16 protein-coding genes are annotated in these 18,881 nt (G+C 39.7%); 13 read left to right on the top strand and 3 right to left on the bottom strand.

The window, feature by feature from the left end:
- The first annotated feature begins 32 nt into the window (after nt 1–32).
- From J8L70_RS07200 to J8L70_RS07185, 4 genes are all read left to right on the top strand, one after another.
- Nucleotides 33–1,451 carry a YcjX family protein gene (locus tag J8L70_RS07200; RefSeq protein ID WP_211054864.1) on the top strand — a complete coding sequence of 473 codons (1,419 nt, stop codon included), beginning with the start codon at nt 33–35 and terminating at the stop codon, nt 1,449–1,451.
- Complete coding sequence (locus J8L70_RS07195; protein WP_211054863.1) at nt 1,448–2,473, top strand: TIGR01620 family protein; 1,026 nt, start codon at nt 1,448–1,450, stop codon at nt 2,471–2,473. The genes J8L70_RS07200 and J8L70_RS07195 overlap by 4 nt, the downstream gene beginning before the upstream one ends.
- 349 nt (nt 2,474–2,822) lie before the next feature.
- The gene (phhA, locus tag J8L70_RS07190; RefSeq protein ID WP_211054862.1) at nt 2,823–3,620 is read left to right on the top strand and encodes a phenylalanine 4-monooxygenase; all 798 of its coding nucleotides are present in this window, start codon (nt 2,823–2,825) and stop codon (nt 3,618–3,620) included.
- Between the two features lie 37 nt (nt 3,621–3,657).
- Nucleotides 3,658–4,002, top strand: a complete 345-nt coding sequence (locus J8L70_RS07185; protein ID WP_211054861.1) for a 4a-hydroxytetrahydrobiopterin dehydratase — start codon at nt 3,658–3,660, stop codon at nt 4,000–4,002.
- A gap of 285 nt (nt 4,003–4,287) precedes the next feature.
- Here J8L70_RS07185 and dapD read toward each other — a convergent pair whose 3' ends face one another.
- The 3 genes from dapD to map are packed head-to-tail and all read right to left on the bottom strand — an operon-like array spanning nt 4,288 to nt 8,560.
- Nucleotides 4,288–5,115 carry a 2,3,4,5-tetrahydropyridine-2,6-dicarboxylate N-succinyltransferase gene (dapD, locus tag J8L70_RS07180; protein WP_211054860.1) on the bottom strand — a complete coding sequence of 276 codons (828 nt, stop codon included), beginning with the start codon at nt 5,113–5,115 and terminating at the stop codon, nt 4,288–4,290.
- Between the two features lie 8 nt (nt 5,116–5,123).
- Complete coding sequence (glnD, locus tag J8L70_RS07175; protein ID WP_211054859.1) at nt 5,124–7,742, bottom strand: [protein-PII] uridylyltransferase; 2,619 nt, start codon at nt 7,740–7,742, stop codon at nt 5,124–5,126.
- Nucleotides 7,743–7,771: 29 nt separating this feature from the next.
- On the bottom strand, nt 7,772–8,560 hold the full coding sequence (map, locus tag J8L70_RS07170; protein WP_211054858.1) for a type I methionyl aminopeptidase: 789 nt from the start codon (nt 8,558–8,560) through the stop codon (nt 7,772–7,774).
- A gap of 273 nt (nt 8,561–8,833) precedes the next feature.
- Between map and rpsB the strand changes: the two genes are divergently transcribed.
- From rpsB to bamA, 9 genes are all read left to right on the top strand, one after another.
- Nucleotides 8,834–9,562 carry a 30S ribosomal protein S2 gene (gene rpsB / locus J8L70_RS07165; RefSeq protein ID WP_211054857.1) on the top strand — a complete coding sequence of 243 codons (729 nt, stop codon included), beginning with the start codon at nt 8,834–8,836 and terminating at the stop codon, nt 9,560–9,562.
- Between the two features lie 106 nt (nt 9,563–9,668).
- The gene (gene tsf / locus J8L70_RS07160; RefSeq protein ID WP_211054856.1) at nt 9,669–10,520 is read left to right on the top strand and encodes a translation elongation factor Ts; all 852 of its coding nucleotides are present in this window, start codon (nt 9,669–9,671) and stop codon (nt 10,518–10,520) included.
- 161 nt (nt 10,521–10,681) lie between these two features.
- Nucleotides 10,682–11,431: a UMP kinase gene (gene pyrH / locus J8L70_RS07155; protein WP_211054855.1), complete on the top strand. Its 750-nt coding sequence runs from the start codon at nt 10,682–10,684 to the stop codon at nt 11,429–11,431.
- A 14-nt stretch (nt 11,432–11,445) separates the two neighbouring features.
- Nucleotides 11,446–12,003 (top strand): ribosome recycling factor, encoded by a 558-nt coding sequence (frr, locus tag J8L70_RS07150; protein ID WP_211054854.1) that lies wholly within the window; start codon nt 11,446–11,448, stop codon nt 12,001–12,003.
- Between the two features lie 95 nt (nt 12,004–12,098).
- Nucleotides 12,099–12,860 carry an isoprenyl transferase gene (locus tag J8L70_RS07145; RefSeq protein ID WP_211054853.1) on the top strand — a complete coding sequence of 254 codons (762 nt, stop codon included), beginning with the start codon at nt 12,099–12,101 and terminating at the stop codon, nt 12,858–12,860.
- Between the two features lie 21 nt (nt 12,861–12,881).
- Nucleotides 12,882–13,748 (top strand): phosphatidate cytidylyltransferase, encoded by an 867-nt coding sequence (locus tag J8L70_RS07140; protein WP_211054852.1) that lies wholly within the window; start codon nt 12,882–12,884, stop codon nt 13,746–13,748.
- A complete protein-coding gene (gene ispC, locus J8L70_RS07135; protein WP_211054851.1) occupies nt 13,745–14,950 on the top strand; it encodes a 1-deoxy-D-xylulose-5-phosphate reductoisomerase in 1,206 nt (401 codons plus the stop codon). The genes J8L70_RS07140 and ispC overlap by 4 nt, the downstream gene beginning before the upstream one ends.
- A 3-nt stretch (nt 14,951–14,953) precedes the next feature.
- The gene (rseP, locus tag J8L70_RS07130) at nt 14,954–16,306 is read left to right on the top strand and encodes a sigma E protease regulator RseP (RefSeq protein WP_211054850.1); all 1,353 of its coding nucleotides are present in this window, start codon (nt 14,954–14,956) and stop codon (nt 16,304–16,306) included.
- Nucleotides 16,307–16,405: 99 nt separating this feature from the next.
- Nucleotides 16,406–18,877, top strand: coding sequence for an outer membrane protein assembly factor BamA (bamA, locus tag J8L70_RS07125; RefSeq protein WP_211054849.1), 2,472 nt, complete (start codon nt 16,406–16,408; stop codon nt 18,875–18,877).
- Nucleotides 18,878–18,881 lie beyond the last annotated feature (4 nt).

Below are 18,881 nucleotides of genomic sequence, written 5' to 3'. Positions count from 1 at the left end.
GTTAAATACGGCAGGTTGAGTGCTAAGTTATTATGATAAATACCTCATCTGCAAAAAATGCGTTTAAAAAAGTCACGGGTAAAGCGCAAAAAGTGCTACACCGTAGTTTAGATCAACACGTAAAATTAGCGGTAACAGGGCTCAGTGGTAGCGGAAAAACAGCGTTTATTACCGCGTTAGTTAAGCACTTAACGACTCAGGCCGAACATAAAAATTTGCCGTTTTTTGATGTCATGCGAGAGCAGCGTCATATAGCAAGTAAAATAGTGCCACAAGAGGCATTAAAGGTCCCTACATTTGAATATCAAAATGCGCTAAACGCTTTATTTCCTCTGGAGGGGGGAGTCCCTAAATGGCCCGCGTCAACAGAACGTATAAACACCTTACGATTAGCGATTAAGTATCAAAGTAATACAGGATTACGTGGGCATTTTTCGCCTCAATCTACACTGTACTTAGATATTATTGATTATCCCGGAGAGTGGTTACTCGATTTACCCATGCTTGAGCAAAGCTATCACCAATGGTGTAACCAACAATATCCACTGCTATTACAAATGCCACGCGTAAAAACGTCACATGCATTTTTAGATGCCCTAGAGCAACTTGATTTAAACACCCCCGTTGATGAAAGTTTACTTGCGCACATTTCACAGCTTTATCAACAGATGTTAGTTGGCCTTAAAAAAGACACTAAATTAGCCATGTTACAGCCTGGGCGTATGCTAATGCCTGGTGATTTACAAGGCGCGCCACTATTGCTGTTTTTTCCGGTTAATATTAATAATGATACCGTTGTTGAGGGATCGAATTTAGCGCATTTAATAAAGCGTTTTAATGCGTACGTTAAAGAGGTTGTAAAACCGTTTTATAATGAACACTTTAAACATTTCGATCGGCAAATAGTGTTAGTCGATGTATTAAGTACCTTAAATGAAGGGCACGAAACATTAAAAGAGCAAAGCAGCGTGATAAACCAATTGCTTGCTCATTTTAGTTATGGCGAGTCGGGTTTTTTTAAGCGTCTATTTAAACCAAATATCGATAAAATTTTATTCGCCGCTAATAAGTCAGATCATATCAGTGCTAAACATCATAAAGATTTAGCTTTATTACTCGATTCGTTAGTGCATGAGCAAAGTAATCAATTAAAATTTGATGGTGTGCAAATAGAAACCATGGCAATGTCGTCTATTGCAGCAACACAGCCTCGCCAAGTAACTGATAAAGGCCAGACTCTCGATTGTATTTATGGTAAACCCCTTAATGAACAAGATTGGTTGACGTATCTGCCCCCTCAACCACCTAACCGTATGCTTAATATGAACGAATGGCCTGCTCAAGGGTTTGAGTTTTTATCATTTTCACCAATGCCAACCCCAGATAAGCAGCTAAAACATATCCGTCTAGATCATGTCATGCAGTACCTGCTAGGAGATAAGTTATCATGAGCGACACACATCAGACTTTTCAAGCCGGTAGGCGCATTAATACGCAAACTGAAGAGCATGTTGAGCCGGCATTAACCCCCGCACAAATTATTAGCCACTCAGAAAGTGACGATATAGAGGATGTTGAAGAGACACCCAGCGTGGATGAAATAAATTTAGAGCCGGTATTTAAAAAGTCTAAATGGCAAACGCTAAAAGGTGTCTTTGTTATTAGTTTTTTTGCGCTTGTATTATTAGAGTTTACTTATTCACTTATGTTTGCGTTTGAACAATCTCTCGTTTTAGGGAGTGTTTACTTAACGGCTGTAATTAGCGGGGTATTAATTATTGGGCGCATCTTATGGCGTGAATACACTATGTTACGTAGTTTAAAGCGCAATCAGTTACATCGTCATGAAGCTGATAGGTTATTAAATAGCGAACAAGTAGGTGGTGCACTTCCTTGGCTTGAAAAGCTCAATAAACATCAGCAATTAAATAACTTTGAGACATTTAAAAGCCAAGTTGATGCGCATCACAGCGATAAAGAGATCATGACACTTTATGCTAATAGTTTATTGGTTTCACAAGATGCGCAAGCCAAAAAATTAATCAATCGGTTTGCTACCGAATCAGCATTGTTAGTGGCATTAAGTCCACTTGCTTTAGTCGATATGATGGCAGTACTTTGGCGCGGTACTAAGTTAATAGATAAGATTGGTAAAATTTATGGGATTGGCTTTGGTTATGCAAGCCGTATAAAGCTTTATCGAATGCTGATAAAACAAGTCATGTTTGTAGGCAGTGCAGAGCTTGTTTCTGATTTAGCTGCCACCGCATTAAGTGCAGAGCTGTTAGGTAAATTATCTGGCCGTGCTGCGCAAGGTATCAGTGCAGGGATATTTACAGCACGTATTGGCTATAAAGCAATGGAGTTAAGTCGCCCGTTACCTCGCCTTGAAAATAAACGTAGTTTATTAAAAGGCACAGTACAAAGCATCGCGAGGAAAATAATCAATCGTAAAGAAGAGAAGACATCATAGCCAGTGAATTAAATACATACATGGTTATTTTAAAAATTTAATTTTATTTAAGGCTCTACTCAGAGCCTTATTACTTTGTTAGCAATTTAGTTCGTTTTTTATTATTTATTCCTGCTCATACCTCAAGTAAAAGCCTGTTGTAAATTTTTAGTTACACTAAACCTTTCTTTTAGCCTTATTTTTATTGGTATTTGTTTGACTTTAATTTGGTGTAAACTTTTATTTACTAGGTTGTGTATAGTAAACAATACGATTTTACACATGGCTATTACAGTTTTTATATTTTTTTAATAGGATAGCTCACAATCGATAAGCAGACATTTAGGGTCTTCCCTAAGTAAAGGCAAACATGGCTAAAATGAATAAATACAAATCAAAAGCCCCTGACGAAAATGGTATCATTCATTGGACAAATGAAGAGCATAAGATTTGGTCAGAACTCATCACACGACAACTACAGTGTATAAAAGGCAAAGCTTGCGATGAATACCTTGAAGGGTTAGATAAATTAAACCTACCTCATGATCGTATACCGCAGCTAAGTGAGCTAAATAGCGTTTTAAAAGCGACAACCGGTTGGCAAGTGACACCCGTGCCCGCACTCATTGACTTTGATGAGTTTTTTAGATTACTAGCCAATAAGCAATTTCCTGTGGCGACTTTTATACGAAGTCGTGACGAATTTGATTATTTACAAGAACCCGATATTTTTCATGAAATATTTGGCCATTGTGCCATGTTGACGAATACAGACTTTGCCGAATTCACCCATAAATATGGGCAGCTAGGGTACGCAGCAGAAAAGAAAGATCGTGCTTATTTAGCGCGTATTTATTGGTTTACAATCGAATTTGGTTTAATGCAGAGCGATAAAGGCTTAAAAATATATGGCGGCGGCGTGTTATCCAGCCCAGGTGAAACACAATATGTTTATTCAACAACGCCCGATATAAAACCAATGAACGTACTTGATGTACTGCGCACCCCCTATCGTATTGATATTATGCAACCGGTGTACTTCACCATTAGTTCGATTCATGATTTATTTGAAATATCGAAAATGAATATAATGGCGTTAGTTGCACAAGCAAAGTCGCTTGGTTTATACGAGCCTCAATTTCCAGCAAAAGAAAAATTAGCCAGTTAACTTTAATTAAAATGAAATGCTAAAGTAAGGATTTAAAATGTCTTCATTAAGTGAACAAACATGCCAAGCCTGTCATGGTGATGCGCCAAAAGTATCTGACGAAGAGCTTGCACAACTTATTACAAAAATCCCAGACTGGGTACCAGAAGTGCGCGACGGCATTATGCAGCTTGAGCGTGTTTATAAATTTAAAAACTTTAAACAGGCAATCGCGTTTACTAACAAAGTAGGCGACATGGCCGAAGACGAAGGCCATCACCCAGGTTTATTAACCGAGTGGGGGAAAGTCACGGTTACTTGGTGGAGCCATTCAATTAAAGGCCTACACAAAAACGACTTTATTTGCGCAGCTAAAACTGACGAGTTATTTAACGCACTGTAAGTCATACAAATAAAGTAAAACCAAAAGCACTTATCTTGATAGGTGCTTTTTTGGTTTTTGAGTGAAAAAACGTTTCTTATTTACGTGTAATCACTAAAGGTTTTTATAGACGTATAAAATATGAATTAAATAATTGTAATTCAGTGGGTTAAAATGCATTTTTAATCTAAATTAATAGTAAAAAGCCCTAAATAAAATGTTTTATTTAGGGCTTTTTATATACAATTAAAGTTAACTTACTTCAACGTATTATAAGGTTTCGTTTTATTGAACTTAACCGAGTTATTACTCATCAATTGAGCGAAGTAGGGCATTAATGCCGACTTTTTCACGCGTTTGTTGATCTACTTTCTTCACGATGATTGCAGCGTAAAGGCTGTGGCTGCCATCTTTTGATGGTAATGCACCTGGTACAACAACAGCGCCTGCTGGTACGCGTCCGTAGTGAATTTCGCCGGTTTCACGGTCGTAAATACGGGTACTTTGGCTGATGTAAACACCCATTGAAATAACCGCGCCTTCTTCGACGACAACACCTTCAACAATTTCAGAACGAGCGCCAATAAAACAGTTGTCTTCGATGATGGTAGGGTTAGCTTGTAGTGGCTCTAAAACACCGCCTATGCCAACGCCGCCCGATAAATGTACGTTCTTACCAATTTGTGCACATGAGCCTACGGTAGCCCATGTATCAACCATGGTGCCTTCATCTACGTAGGCGCCAATATTTACGTAAGATGGCATAAGTACCACGTTTTTACCGACAAAACTGCCTTTACGTGCTACCGCATTAGGTACTACGCGCATACCACCTTGTTGGAACTGCTCGGGTGTGTAGTCGCTAAATTTAAGCGGGACTTTGTCGTAAAACTGATTTACACCGTCGTTCATTGGCTGGTTATCGCGAATACGAAACGACAGTAATACGGCTTTTTTAAGCCATTGGTGAACAACCCATTCACCTGAGATTTTTTCTGCAACGCGAGCAGCACCGCTATCTAGTAACTCCAGGGCATCAATGATGGCGTTTTTAACATCATCGGTAACCGTACTAGGGCTTATGCTGTCACGGTTGTCCCAGGCGTTTTCTATCATGGTTTTTAAATCTGACATAGTGTCCTCTATTGAATTTCTGCGTTGAGTTTTTTACGTAATGCTTGATGAATCTTTACTTGTTCTTCATCAGTCAGTGCTTGATAGTCATTATTTGATACGACAAAGAAATCTTCTACACGTTCACCGACGGTACTAATACGCGCGGCATGAATATGTAAAGAGTGAGCATGAAATACCTCGGCTATTTTGGTTAGTAAACCCGGGATATCGACTGCTTGAATTTCAATTAAACTGCGCTCTTTTTTAGTGTGTGGGCGCAATACAATTTTGGGTTTAATGTTAAAGTCTTTAAAACGTTGTGAGCGGTTCTTTTTAAAGCGAATTTTTTTTGTTGGTTCGTTTAAAACTTGCTCTAAGCCACGCTTAATGGTGAGCGCGCGATTACTGGCAATGGCGTCTCCATCGACTTCAAGAATGACAAAGTTAAATAATACGTAGCCATCGCGTGTAGTAAGTACTTGTGCGTGTTGAATTTGCGCACGCTTAGAGCCAATCACACTCACTAATAGCGAAAAGAGTGAGCCTGCATAAGGGCTATATGCAAACACTTGGGTACCGCCATGCATTGCTTTATCTGATACTGCCACACTGGGTTTAGCTAAATCATCGCAATTTAATAAATGTTCGGTGTGCCATGAAATTTGCTGCTCACTAAAGCCGGTAAAATAATTGGCTTTAAAGCGCGCCCAAATAGCATTGATTTTGTCTTCATCGTAACTTAAATTTATTAAACGTTGCTTAGCTTGATGTTTCTTATCACGGATTTGATCGCGTTGATCCATTGGGTTTTCTAGCCCTTGGCGCAATGCTCGTTGAGTATGCAGATAAAGCTCGCGTAATAAGGTGTTTTTCCAATCATTCCATAGTTTATCATTGGTCGCGCGAATATCGGCAAGGGTTAAACAATATAAATAATCGAGCTGGCGTTCAGTTCTCACTTTTGTAGCAAAGTCTTTTATGACATCAGGGTCGTTAATGTCTCGACGCTGAGCAGTCACCGACATCAGTAAGTGATTACCAACAAGCCACGATATTAGTTTGCCATCGCTATTGGAAAAGCCATGTAATTTAGCAAAAGCAATGGCATCCACTGAGCCAAGCTCTGAGTGATCGCCACCACGGCCTTTGGCGATATCATGAAAAATTCCCGCTAAATATAATAACTCTGGTTTATCCATGCGAGTGACAATTTCATTACATAGTGGAAACTCTATGTGTCCGGTTTTATCAAAATACTGATAAATATTATTGATTAACTTATGGGTGTGTTCATCAACGGTATAAGCATGAAATAGGTCAAATTGCATTTGCCCAAAAATGTTACGCCATTGTGGTAAATAGGCTGCAAGCATGCCGTGTTTGTGCATCAGTGTAAATGCACGGCCCATGCCGTTTGGGTGTTTTACTATGCGTAAAAATGCTTCGCGACACGCAGCATAATCTTGTAAATCACCTAATAGGCGCCTACGAACTTGGCGTATCGTACGAATAGTACTTGGGTAAATGTGCGTGATATCTGGGTTGTCGGCAATGTGTTCAAATAAAACAAAAAGTTGATCGCGGCGAAAAAATACAGATGGATTTTTAACTCTTATTTGATGGCCTACACGCTCAAAATTACGATCAAGTTCGATAACCGGGGTGCTGGTGGTCTCAGGAATAATGCTTTGCTCAAAGTACGATAGAAGCATTTGATTTAGCTCACGTACGCGGCTCATTATCCTAAATAACCGTTTCATCATGCGCTCAACCGATGCTTTACCGTCGCTACCAAAACCCAGTATTTCGGCGGCATTGGGTTGATGATCAAACAACAAGCGGTTTTCAGAACGACCTGCGGCTAAATGCAGTGCAAAGCGAATATTCCATAAATTCTCAAGGCACTCAGAAAGTTCTTGGAATTCTTCATGGGTTAAATAACCATGATTTATGAGTTCTTGCAAAGTTTCAGCGCGAAAATGCTTTTTTGCCACCCAAATAATGGTTTGTAAATCACGTAAACCACCGGGGTTTTCTTTGATGTTGGGCTCAAGGTTATATGCCGTGCCATGGCATTTTCTATGGCGCAAATTTTGTTCTTGAACTTTAGCTTCAAAAAATTCTTTAGAGCCCCAGATAGGCGTCTCTAAAATAAAGTTTTTAAGCTTTTCAAACTCAATATGATTACCAAAAATAAGACGGCTTTCGAGCAAGCTAGTTGCAAAGGTAACGTCTTCTCGCTTTTGCTCTATAGCTTGTTCGATGGTACGAACACTGTGGCCTATCTCAAGGTTTAAATCCCATAGCATAGTGAGGAATTGACCTATTTTTTCACATACCTCTTTGCTCGGGTCTTGAGTTACCAATAGTAAAATATCAATATCAGAGTAGGGGTGAAGCTCACCCCGACCATAACCACCAACGGCAATAAGTGCTAAGTCAGGCTCATGAGCTAAATCAAATGCCTGAAAAAGCTTTATTAGTAATCGGTCAATAAACTCTGCACGGGCATTAATTAAATTCCCAACCGGTTGTTTAGAAAATTCGTTATGTAACCATTTATAAAAATAGCTAGAACAATCGCGATAATCAGTTAAATTCTCAGCATCGCTAAGTAATTTTTTTACTTTGTTGGGTAATGCCACGTGGGCTGGCTCCTGTTTATTGTTATTTATTAAGCGTGTTCGATAATCCTGTCGATGGTATCATCTGATCGTAACGTTAAAATTTCAACACCATTTTCAGTGACAAGCAAAGTATGTTCCCATTGTGCCGATAAACTACGGTCACGCGTAACCACAGTCCAGTCATCTTTAAGTAACTTACATTGGCGCTTACCTGCATTGACCATCGGCTCAATCGTTAAGCACATGCCTGCTTTTAATGTTTCACCCGTACCGGCTTTACCGTAGTGCATAACTTGTGGCTCTTCATGAAACTCGCTACCGATACCATGGCCACAGTATTCACGCACAATTGAATAATTAAAGCTTTCTGCATATTTTTGAATTGCAGCGCCAATATCACCCAAACGCACACCCGGCTTAACCATTTTAATGGCCAGATATAAGCTTTCTTGCGTTACTTGTGCAAGGCGCTTACCTTGAATGTTAGGAGTCCCTACATGAAACATTTTTGAGGTGTCGCCATGATATCCGTCTTTTATAACCGTAATATCAATATTAACGCTGTCACCGTCTTTTAGTGCTTTGTCGTTTGGAATACCATGACAAATTACATGATTAACTGAAGTACAAATTGATTTTGGAAAACCATGATAATTTAGTGGTGCTGGAATTGCTTTTTGCTCATTCACAATATAATCATGACAAATTGTATTTAATTCATCTGTGGTGATTCCTGGCACTACATGTGGTTCAATCATCTCTAGTACATCTGCCGCTAAGCGCCCGGCAATACGCATTTTTTCAATTTCTTCAGGGGTCTTAATTACAGCACTCATTGAGGCTCCAAAGTCGTCTATTTTGTGATTTGTCGTCGCACAAATTTTGCACGAGACGTTGAGTATTTATTTTTAATATGGTATAAAGCGCGCCGTCTTTTTACAAATAAATTCTTAAATGATTTTTTGTATTTAAGACAACCACAATTTTATTTTAACACACACACGTATCGTCACATACACTTGGGTGCATTTGAAGTTAATAAAACTGAAAATGTTGGTGCTATGGGATATGTGGAGGCCTAACCCTAAACAACATAGAGGATTTATAAAATGGCAAACGTTTCAATGCGCGATATGCTTCAAGCTGGTGTTCACTTCGGTCACCAAGCACGTTACTGGAACCCTAAGATGAAGCCTTTCATCTTCGGCGCACGTAACCGTGTTCATATCATCAACCTTGAGCAAACTGTACCAATGTTCAACGACGCACTTAAGTTTTTAAGTGGCGCTGCTGCAAATAAAGGTAAAGTTCTTTTCGTTGGTACTAAGCGCGCAGCAAGCGAAGCAGTAAAAGACGCTGCAATCGCGAGTGATCAGTTCTACGTAAACCACCGTTGGTTAGGTGGTATGTTGACTAACTGGAAAACAGTTCGTCAATCAATCAAGCGTTTAAAAGATCTTGAAGTTCAAAGCGCTGACGGTACTTTCGAAAAATTAACTAAGAAAGAAGCGTTAATGCTTACTCGTGAAATGGACAAGCTTGAAAAGAGCCTTGGTGGTATCAAAAATATGGGTGGCCTTCCAGACGCTATCTTCGTTATCGATGCTGACCACGAGCACATTGCTATCCGTGAAGCAAACAACCTAGGTATTCCAGTTGTTGCAATCGTTGATACTAACTCTAACCCAGACGGTGTTGATTACATCGTACCTGGTAACGATGATGCTATCCGTGCAATCAACCTTTACACTAGCTCTGTTGCAGCTGCTATCACTGAAGGTCGTGAGAACAACATCGTTGCTCAAGCTGAAAAAGACGACTTCGTAGAAGCTGAATAATTTAGCTGTCATCAAGTCTTCATCTTTTTAAGGTGAAGACTTGCTATTGTTGTAGAGCGGGTAACCCGCTTATCTAATACCTGATTTCAGATTTGAGGATTTACTAATGGCTGTAACTACTGCCCTAGTTAAAGAATTACGCGAGCGTACTGGCGCTGGCATGATGGATTGTAAAAAAGCGTTAACTGAAACTGATGGCGACATCGAGTTAGCGATTGAAAATATGCGTAAGAGCGGTGCTGCAAAGGCTGCTAAAAAAGCAGGTAACATTGCTGCTGAAGGTACTATCATCATCAAGCAAAAAGAAGGTGTTGCAGTTCTTGTAGAAGTTAACTGTCAAACTGACTTTGTTGCTAAAGATGAAAGCTTCCTAGCATTTGCTAACAAAGTAGCTGACGCTGCGATTGCTGACACTGTGACTATCGAAGACTTACAAGCTAAGTTTGAAGAAGCTCGCGTTGAGTTAGTAACTAAAATTGGTGAAAACATCAATGTTCGTCGTTTACAGTACATCGCAGGTGAAACACTTGTTGAGTACCGTCACGGTGAGCGTATTGGTGTTGTTGTTGCTGGTGTTGCTGATGAAGAAACACTTAAGCACGTTGCAATGCACGTTGCTGCTTCAAGCCCTGAGTACTTAACACCTGGTGATGTTCCAGCAGATGTTGTAGAAAAAGAGAAGCAAGTACAAATCGATATCGCGATGAATGAAGGCAAGCCTGCTGAAATCGCTGAAAAAATGGTTATCGGTCGCATGAAGAAATTTACTGGTGAGGTTTCTCTTACTGGTCAAGCATTCATCATGGAACCTAAAAAGTCTGTTGGCGATGTTCTTAAAGAGAAAAACGCAACAGTTACTAGCTTCGTACGTGTAGAAGTTGGTGAAGGTATCGAAAAGAAAGAAGAAGATTTTGCTGCTGAAGTTGCTGCTCAAATAGCAGCTGCTAAAGGCGAGTAAGATTCACTATTTGTGATGCAAAAGGAAATTAGATGAAATTAAAGTACTATTTGCTTTTGCTTCACGCTTAGAAATTCTTTAAAATAACCGCGCTTTTATGTTTATCATAAGCGCGGTTATTTTTTACCCATAATTTATTAAAAAAAGTTGGCCAAAATACTATGACTATCAATCGTAAACCTATTTTTAGACGCGTTCTTCTCAAATTAAGCGGTGAAGCTTTAATGGGCGATGAGGGATTCGGCATCGACCCTAAAGTGTTAGATCGCATGGCGCAAGAAATTAAAGAGTTAGTAGAGCTTGACGTTGAAGTGGGTTTAGTTATTGGCGGCGGTAACTTTTTACGTGGAGGCTCGTTAGCTGAAGCGGGTATGAACCGCGTTGTAGGCGACCATATGGGTATGCTTGCAACAGTAATGAATGGCTTAGCAATGCGTGATGCGCTGCATCGTGCGTTTGTAAATTGTCGTTTAATGTCGGCTATCCCATTAAATGGTGTTTGTGATGCTTATAACTGGGCTGAAGCAATTAGTTTATTAAAAACAGGCCGTGTTGTTATTTTTGCAGCTGGCACAGGTAATCCATTTTTTACCACTGATTCTGCAGCGTGTTTACGCGGAATCGAAATTGAAGCAGATACAGTAATTAAAGCAACTAAAGTTGACGGTGTATTTAGTGACGATCCAGTTAAAAACCCTGATGCAACGCTTTATCGCCACTTAAGTTACAATGAAATTATTGATAAAGAATTAAAAGTAATGGATCTAGCGGCGTTTACGCTTGCTCGTGATCACAATATGCCATTGAGCGTATTTAATATGAACAAATCAGGCGCATTAAAACGTGTTATAATGGGTGAAGAAGAAGGCACGCTTATCTCTTCACAAGCTTCTGAACCAACAAGCAAATAGATTAGGATTGAACCGTGATTAACGATATTCAAAAAGATGCGCAAGAACGCATGACAAAAAGTGTTTCAGCACTAACAAGTCAATTATCAAAAATTCGTACCGGCCGTGCACACCCTGCAATACTTGATGGCATAATGGTATCTTACTATGGTGCAGATACACCATTAAACCAAGTGGCTAATGTAGTCATCGAAGACTCACGTACTTTAGCAATTAACGTCTTTGATAAGTCATTAGCGCAAGCAGTAGAAAAAGCGATTATGGCTTCTGACTTAGGTTTAAACCCTATGTCTGCCGGGACGGTTATTCGTGTTCCATTACCTCCACTGACTGAAGAACGTCGTAAAGACTTAATCAAAATTGTACGTGGTGAAGTTGAAGGCGGCCGTGTTGCTGTTCGTAATATTCGTCGTGATGCAAATGGCGATATTAAATCGTTATTAAAAGATAAAGAAATCTCTGAAGATGAAGCGCGTCAAGGCGAAGATGCTATTCAGAAATTAACCGATAAATTTGTAAAAGAAATGGATACCCATTTAGCGGCTAAAGAAACCGAGTTAATGGAAATCTAATTGAAGTACCTGCACCAGGTATAACAAATATATTAGTTTTGAAACGCCGTCTAGGGTATACTAGGCGGCGTTTTTTTATGGAATAAACGATATTTATGGTTCTGGACACTGATACAATTTCACAGCAATGTTTGCCTAAACATGTTGCCATTATTATGGATGGCAACGGACGTTGGGCGCAAGCTAGAAATAGACCCCGTGTATTTGGTCATAAAAAGGGCGTTGATGCTGTGCGTCAATCAGTGCAATTTTGTACCAAGTTAGGTATTGAGTCGTTGACTTTATTTGCCTTTAGCAGTGAAAACTGGCGCCGCCCTGAAGATGAAGTTAATACACTGATGGAGCTTTTTTTATTTGTTTTAAGCAAAGAAGTGAAAAAGCTCCATAAAAATAATGTAAAACTAACGATTATTGGCGACTTATCTCGCTTTTCAGATAGTTTACGCGATAAAGTTGATTCGGCTCATGAGTTAACTGCAAATAATACTGGTTTGCAGTTAAATGTTGCTGCAAATTATGGTGGTCGTTGGGATGTTGCCAACGCAGCTAAGCAGTTAGCAGAACAAGTTGCTGAGGGCACTTTACGTGCTGAAGATATTAACGAAGAACGTTTAGCTGAAAAAATGTGTATGGCAGATCAGGCTCAGCCAGATCTACTTATCCGTACTGGTGGCGATGTACGCATTAGTAATTTTTTACTGTGGCAAATAGCCTACGCTGAACTGTATTTTACTGACACATTATGGCCTGATTTTGATGAAGCTGTTTTTGCTGAAGCCATAGCGTGTTACGTTGCCAGAGAGCGACGTTTTGGTTGTACGGGCGAACAAATAAAACAATTACTCGCTCAAACCTAATTTCAATAAAGGTATTTTATTTTGTTAAAACAACGTATTTTAACTTCACTGGTGTTGGCGCCTCTTGCGTTAGCATTAGTTTTTTATACTCCGCTTACGCTATTTAGTTACTTTGCAGGCGCCATTATTTTGCTCGGCGCGTGGGAGTGGTCTGCGTTTATGAATTTATGCGATAAAGTGAAACGCGGCGCATTTGTCGTATTAATCGCAGCGTTACTTTTTGCCCTTAACTTACACTGGCCTATTGAAAGCTTATGGCAAAATAACCGTCTAGTAGGTGATGCTAACTACTTGTTTACTTTGTCGTTTGCATGGTGGATTGTGGCGAGTTATTTAGTATGGCGTTATCCTGCTATGGCAAAAGCATGGAATGAAGGCTTAATAATGCGTGGCATTGCGGGATTACTCACTTTGATCCCATTATGGTTAGCACTTAATACGCTACGTAGTGCGCAATATAGCGAGTCAACACACTTTGGCTCGGTGCTCATTTTAGTCGTGTTAGGTATCGTTTGGAGTGCTGATGTAGGCGCTTATTTTTCAGGAAAAAGCTTTGGCAAACATAAATTAATGCCAAAAGTCAGCCCTAATAAAACCATAGAAGGTTTAGTTGGTGGTGTGGTTGCATCCATGGTGTTTGTTGTTGTGTTTTGTTATTTTGCTGAAATAAAACCAGCATTATGGCCTGTATATGCAGTGATGACGGCTTTAATCGCACTTTTTTCTGCTGTGGGCGATTTACTTGAAAGTATGTTTAAACGCGAAGCCGGTTTAAAAGATAGTGGCAGTTGTTTACCTGGCCACGGTGGTATTTTAGATCGCATTGATAGCTTAACAGCTGCAGCACCTATGTTTGTTATTTGCTATGCCTGGGCATTGAGTTTATGAGTGAAAAACAAAACCTTGTTGTGCTAGGTGCGACAGGCTCTATAGGCCTAAGTACGTTAGATGTCGTAAAGCGCAATAGTGAGTTATTTAATGTTTTTGCGCTAACAGCAGGGCAAAATGCAAAAAAAATGGCTGAACTGTGTATAGAGCATGAGCCTCTTTATGCTGTTATGGCTAACCAAGCAGCCGCAGAGCAGTTATCAGCTCATTTAAATGGCACATCATGCCAAACCTTAGTGATGCACTCTGTGCAAGCGATGAGCGATTTGTGCGCACATCCAGATGTAGATACTGTGATGTCTGCTATTGTTGGTGCTGCGGGCTTGTTACCGACGTTAAGTGCGGTTGAGGCCGGTAAGAAAGTTCTACTTGCTAACAAAGAATCGCTGGTTATGTCTGGCCAGCTATTTATAGACAAAGTAAAAAAACATAACGCAACGCTATTACCTATCGATAGTGAACACAATGCTATTTTTCAGTGTTTACCTGCATCGCTACAAAATGCTCACGCAGATCAGCAATTAGAAGAACACGGTGTCAGTAAAATATTACTGACCGGCTCTGGTGGGCCATTTTTAACGCGTGATATAAATACCTTAAAAAATGTAACCGTTAGCGAAGCTGTTGCCCATCCTAATTGGTCAATGGGCCAAAAAATCTCCGTTGATTCGGCTACGATGATGAATAAAGGCTTGGAGTTTATTGAGGCTAAATGGCTGTTTAATTGCCAAGCCAGTGATATCGAAGTTGTGATTCATCCACAAAGTATTATTCATTCAATGGTCGCGTATCACGATGGTTCTATTTTAGCGCAAATGGGGAACCCAGATATGCGTACTCCAATAGCGCATGCGCTTTCATACCCTAAGCGTATTAATGCTGGAGTTAAAGCTTTAAATTTTGCTGAGATCAGCGATTTTTCATTTACCAAACCAGACTTTGCTCGCTACCCTAACTTACAATTAGCGATTGATGCATGTGATGCAGGGCAGGGCGCGACCACGACCGTTAATGCGGCAAACGAAGTCGCCGTGGCTGCTTTTTTACAAGGTAAAATTGCATTTACTGATATTTATTCTATTAACGCAAAAACACTCGATTCAACACCGGTTAATGCGGTGAATAGTCTTGATGATATACTTGCTTGCGACAAAGCAGCACGCCTTTGTGCAACGCAATTATTAGCTAAAGTGAGTCATTAAACGATGTTAGATTTTTTTTGGAACTTAGGCTCATTTGTTTTAGCTTTGGGTATTTTAGTAACCGTGCATGAGTATGGTCATTTTTGGGTTGCTCGAAAGGCTGGGGTAAAGGTTTTACGTTTTTCTATTGGTTTTGGAAAGCCGCTTTTAAAATGGCACGATAAATATAAAACCGAGTATGTTATTGCCGCTATTCCTCTAGGTGGTTATGTAAAAATGCTCGATGAGCGTGTGGATGAGGTACCAAAAGAGCAAAAGCACTTATCGTTTAATGCCAAGTCAGTTAAAGCACGTATTGCCATTGTAGCAGCGGGGCCTATGGCTAACTTTATTTTTGCAATTATCGCTTTAGCGACCATGTACATGGTTGGAGTGCAATCTATTAAACCGGTCATTGGTGAGATTGAACAAGGCAGCAGGGCCGCTCAAGCAGGTCTTGTGACTAACCAACAAATAACACATATTGGTGAGAGCAAAATTAATGACTGGCAAGATGCTACGTTTGCATTAATGGCTAGTTTAGGCGAAAAAGAAGTCCCCATTACGGTTCGAAATGAACGCTATCAAACTGAAATTAAAACGCTCAACCTAACAGGGTGGAAGCTCGATAAGCAAGATGTACCTCCACTGCAGTCGTTAGGGATCACTCCTTACAGACCTGAAGTCACATTAAAGGTAGCCGTTATTTCTGAAGGTTCCGCCGCAGAACAAGCAAATTTGCAAGTTAATGATACAATTTTGGCTGTAGACGGTGAAACAATAAACAATTGGACGCAATTAGTTAATCTTATTACGCAATCGGCTAACAAATCTTTACAATTTAGTGTAAAAAGGAACGATAGTATAGTGACTGTGTTAGTTACTCCTAAAGCGCGTGAGAATGCGCAAGGTGAAGTACAAGGTTTTTTAGGGGTTGCTCCTTTTATTGCGCCTTGGCCAGAGGGATATATTGAAACTAGACATTCAGGGCCGCTAGATAGTATTGTGCTTGGCACAAAAAAAACGTGGCAACTAATTACACTTAGCTTTGATATGATTGGTAATTTAATTACAGGCCAAGTATCGGTAAAGAATTTAAGTGGGCCTGTGGGTATCGCTGTGGGTGCGGGTAATAGCGTGAGCTATGGTTTTACTGCTTTTTTAGGCTTTTTAGCCTTAATTAGTGTAAATCTGGGCGTATTTAATTTATTACCGCTGCCAGTACTCGATGGCGGACACTTAATGTATTACATTATTGAACTTATTCGTAAAAAACCGGTCTCTGAAAAGACACAAGAGGTTGGTTTTAAAGTGGGAGCCTTGCTACTCATTTTTCTAACATGTTTCGCTTTGTTTAATGATGTATCGCGCTTGTAGTTAGTGCACAAGTTACAAATTAGAACACGATTGTAAAATACCGATTTAAATTAATAGGTATTGAGCGGTAATACAGTTGTAAAGGATAAAGATAATAAAATGGCTATAAAAAAACATTTGGCAGTTACAAGTTTACTGGGGGCGAGCTTTGCAGCCCTGGGCCAAGACTCCTTTATTGTAGAAGATTTAAAAGTTGATGGTTTACAGCGTGTTGCACTTGGTGCTGCACTGACTCATATCCCAATTAATGTTGGCGATAATGTTGATGACTATACAATTTCAAAAACAATTAAGTCGTTGTATCGCTCTGGTCACTTTGACAACATCAAAGTGTTGCGTGATGGTAATAATGTTATTTTTAAAGTAACAGAACGCCCGACTATCAGTTTAATTGAATTTGAAGGCAACGATGATATTAAAGATGAGCAATTAACTGACTCACTTAATCAACAAGATATACGTCAAGGTGAACCCCTTGATAAAACAGTGCTTGATAACATTGAAAAAGGTTTAATTGAATTTTTCCATAGTATTGGTAAATACAATGCAAAAATTGATATTAGTGTCACTAAGCTGCCGCGTAATCGGGTAAAACTGTTACTTGAATTTGATGAGGGCGATGCCGCCTCTATTCGTCAAATTAACTTAGTGGGTAATGAGTTGTTCTCAAATGAAGAACTACTAGCACTGGCTGAATCGCAACAAGATTTACCGTGGTGGCAGTTTATGGGCAGCGATCGCTACCAAAAGCAAACGATCGAAGGCGATTTAGAAAACATTCGCAGCTTTTATTTAGACCGAGGCTATTTACGTTTCAATATCGATTCTACGCAAGTATCGGTGAGCCCAGAGCGTGAATCGGTTTATGTGACCGCCAATATTACCGAAGGGGTCAAATATAAAGTTAAAGGTTTTGACTTTATAGGTGATTTACTTGGCAGAGAAGATTTAATTAAAAGTGTTATACCACTTCGTGCCGGTGAACTATATAACGGTTCAGTGGTTACTTCGTCTGAAGAATTCATTAAAAGTTATTTAGCACGCTTTGGTTATGCCAATGCTGAAGTACGAACAATTCCAGATATTGATGATGAAAATAAAGAAGTTCAACTTACTTTATCTGTAAATCCGGGTAAGCGAGTTTATGTTCGTCGTATTATTGTGGGTGGTAACCAAAATACCGCAGATGAAGTATTACGTCGTGAAATGACGCAGCTTGAAGGTGCATGGTTATCTAATCAAAACCTTGAACGCTCAAAATTACAAATACAACGTTTACCGTATATGGAAACCGTTGATTTTAATATTTTACCGGTCCCGGGTGCTGATGACCAAGTGGATGTTGATTTTACAGTAAAAGAGCAATCAGCAGGTAGCTTTAGTGCTGGTTTAGCGTATGGCTCTTATTTAGGTCTGCAATTTAACATTGGTGTCACTGAATCTAACTTTTTAGGGACAGGTAACCAAGTTGGGCTTAGTTTAAATACATCACGAGGCTCTGAGAGCATTAGTTTATCGTATACCGACCCATATTTTACGCCAGATGGTGTATCACAAGGTAGTAGTATTTTTTACACTAACTATGATGCAAGTGCGTTTAGCTTAGTTGACTATAAGTCAAAAAGTTATGGTATCGGAACTAATATTGGTTTTCCAATTGACTCAGTAAACCGAGTTAATTTTGGTGTTCGCTGGGTTCAAGAAGAATTATCAGATATTGCTGAATATGAACAAACACGTGTATTACGTGAAACGTTCTTAGATGCAGATGACCCTGATGCAGGCTTTAACTTTACTAAGTATGAGTTGAGTGTTGGTTGGTCACGAGTGACTGTTAACCGTGGTTTATTTCCAACAGCGGGTTCAAAACAAACGCTTAATTTAACAGGTACTGCACCAAATTCAGATTTAACCTACTTTAAAATTAACTACGACTCGCGTTTTTACTGGCCAATTAGTAATGACCACCGTTGGGTATTCTCTACCCGCGCGGCTTTAGGTTATGGTAATGGTTACGGTAATACAAATGGCTATGACCAAGTGCTGCCATTCCAAGAGTTTTTCAGAATTACTGAAATGGAATTACGAGGCTTTGACCGTAATACCATCTTACCGCAAGCGGTTGCCCGAAGTGCACAAGCTATTCCAGGTACTCCTGGTGTAGATGGCACTTCTACCGGTTCTATTGGTAGTGCAAGTGAGTTTGATACACTAACACCACTTGGTCGAATCGGTGGTAATGCTAAAGCGGTAGCTGGCATGGAGTTAATTGTACCGACTCCATTCTTAGATGAAGAAAATACCAGTTCTGTACGTACCAGTTTGTTTGTTGATGCCGCGAATGTGTGGGATACCGAATTTAATGTAGATCGTTACCAAAACTTATTGGTTGACGAACGTGCAAAACTTAACGATTATGCAGATCCAATGCGCTTTAGAGTGTCAACGGGTCTATCAATACAATGGATCTCACCTATGGGTCCAATGCTGATTAGTTTTGCATATCCATTGCAAAAAGAAGAAGACGATGATACCAAAACAATCAGTTTTAATATTAGTAACACTTTCTAAAGGA

The organism is Pseudoalteromonas sp. MMG010 (genome assembly GCF_018100905.1).
In the GTDB taxonomy this organism is placed as follows: Bacteria; Pseudomonadota; Gammaproteobacteria; order Enterobacterales; family Alteromonadaceae; genus Pseudoalteromonas.
The sequence above is the reverse complement of the archived record's forward strand: the minus strand, read 5'-3'. Positions and strand labels throughout refer to the sequence as shown.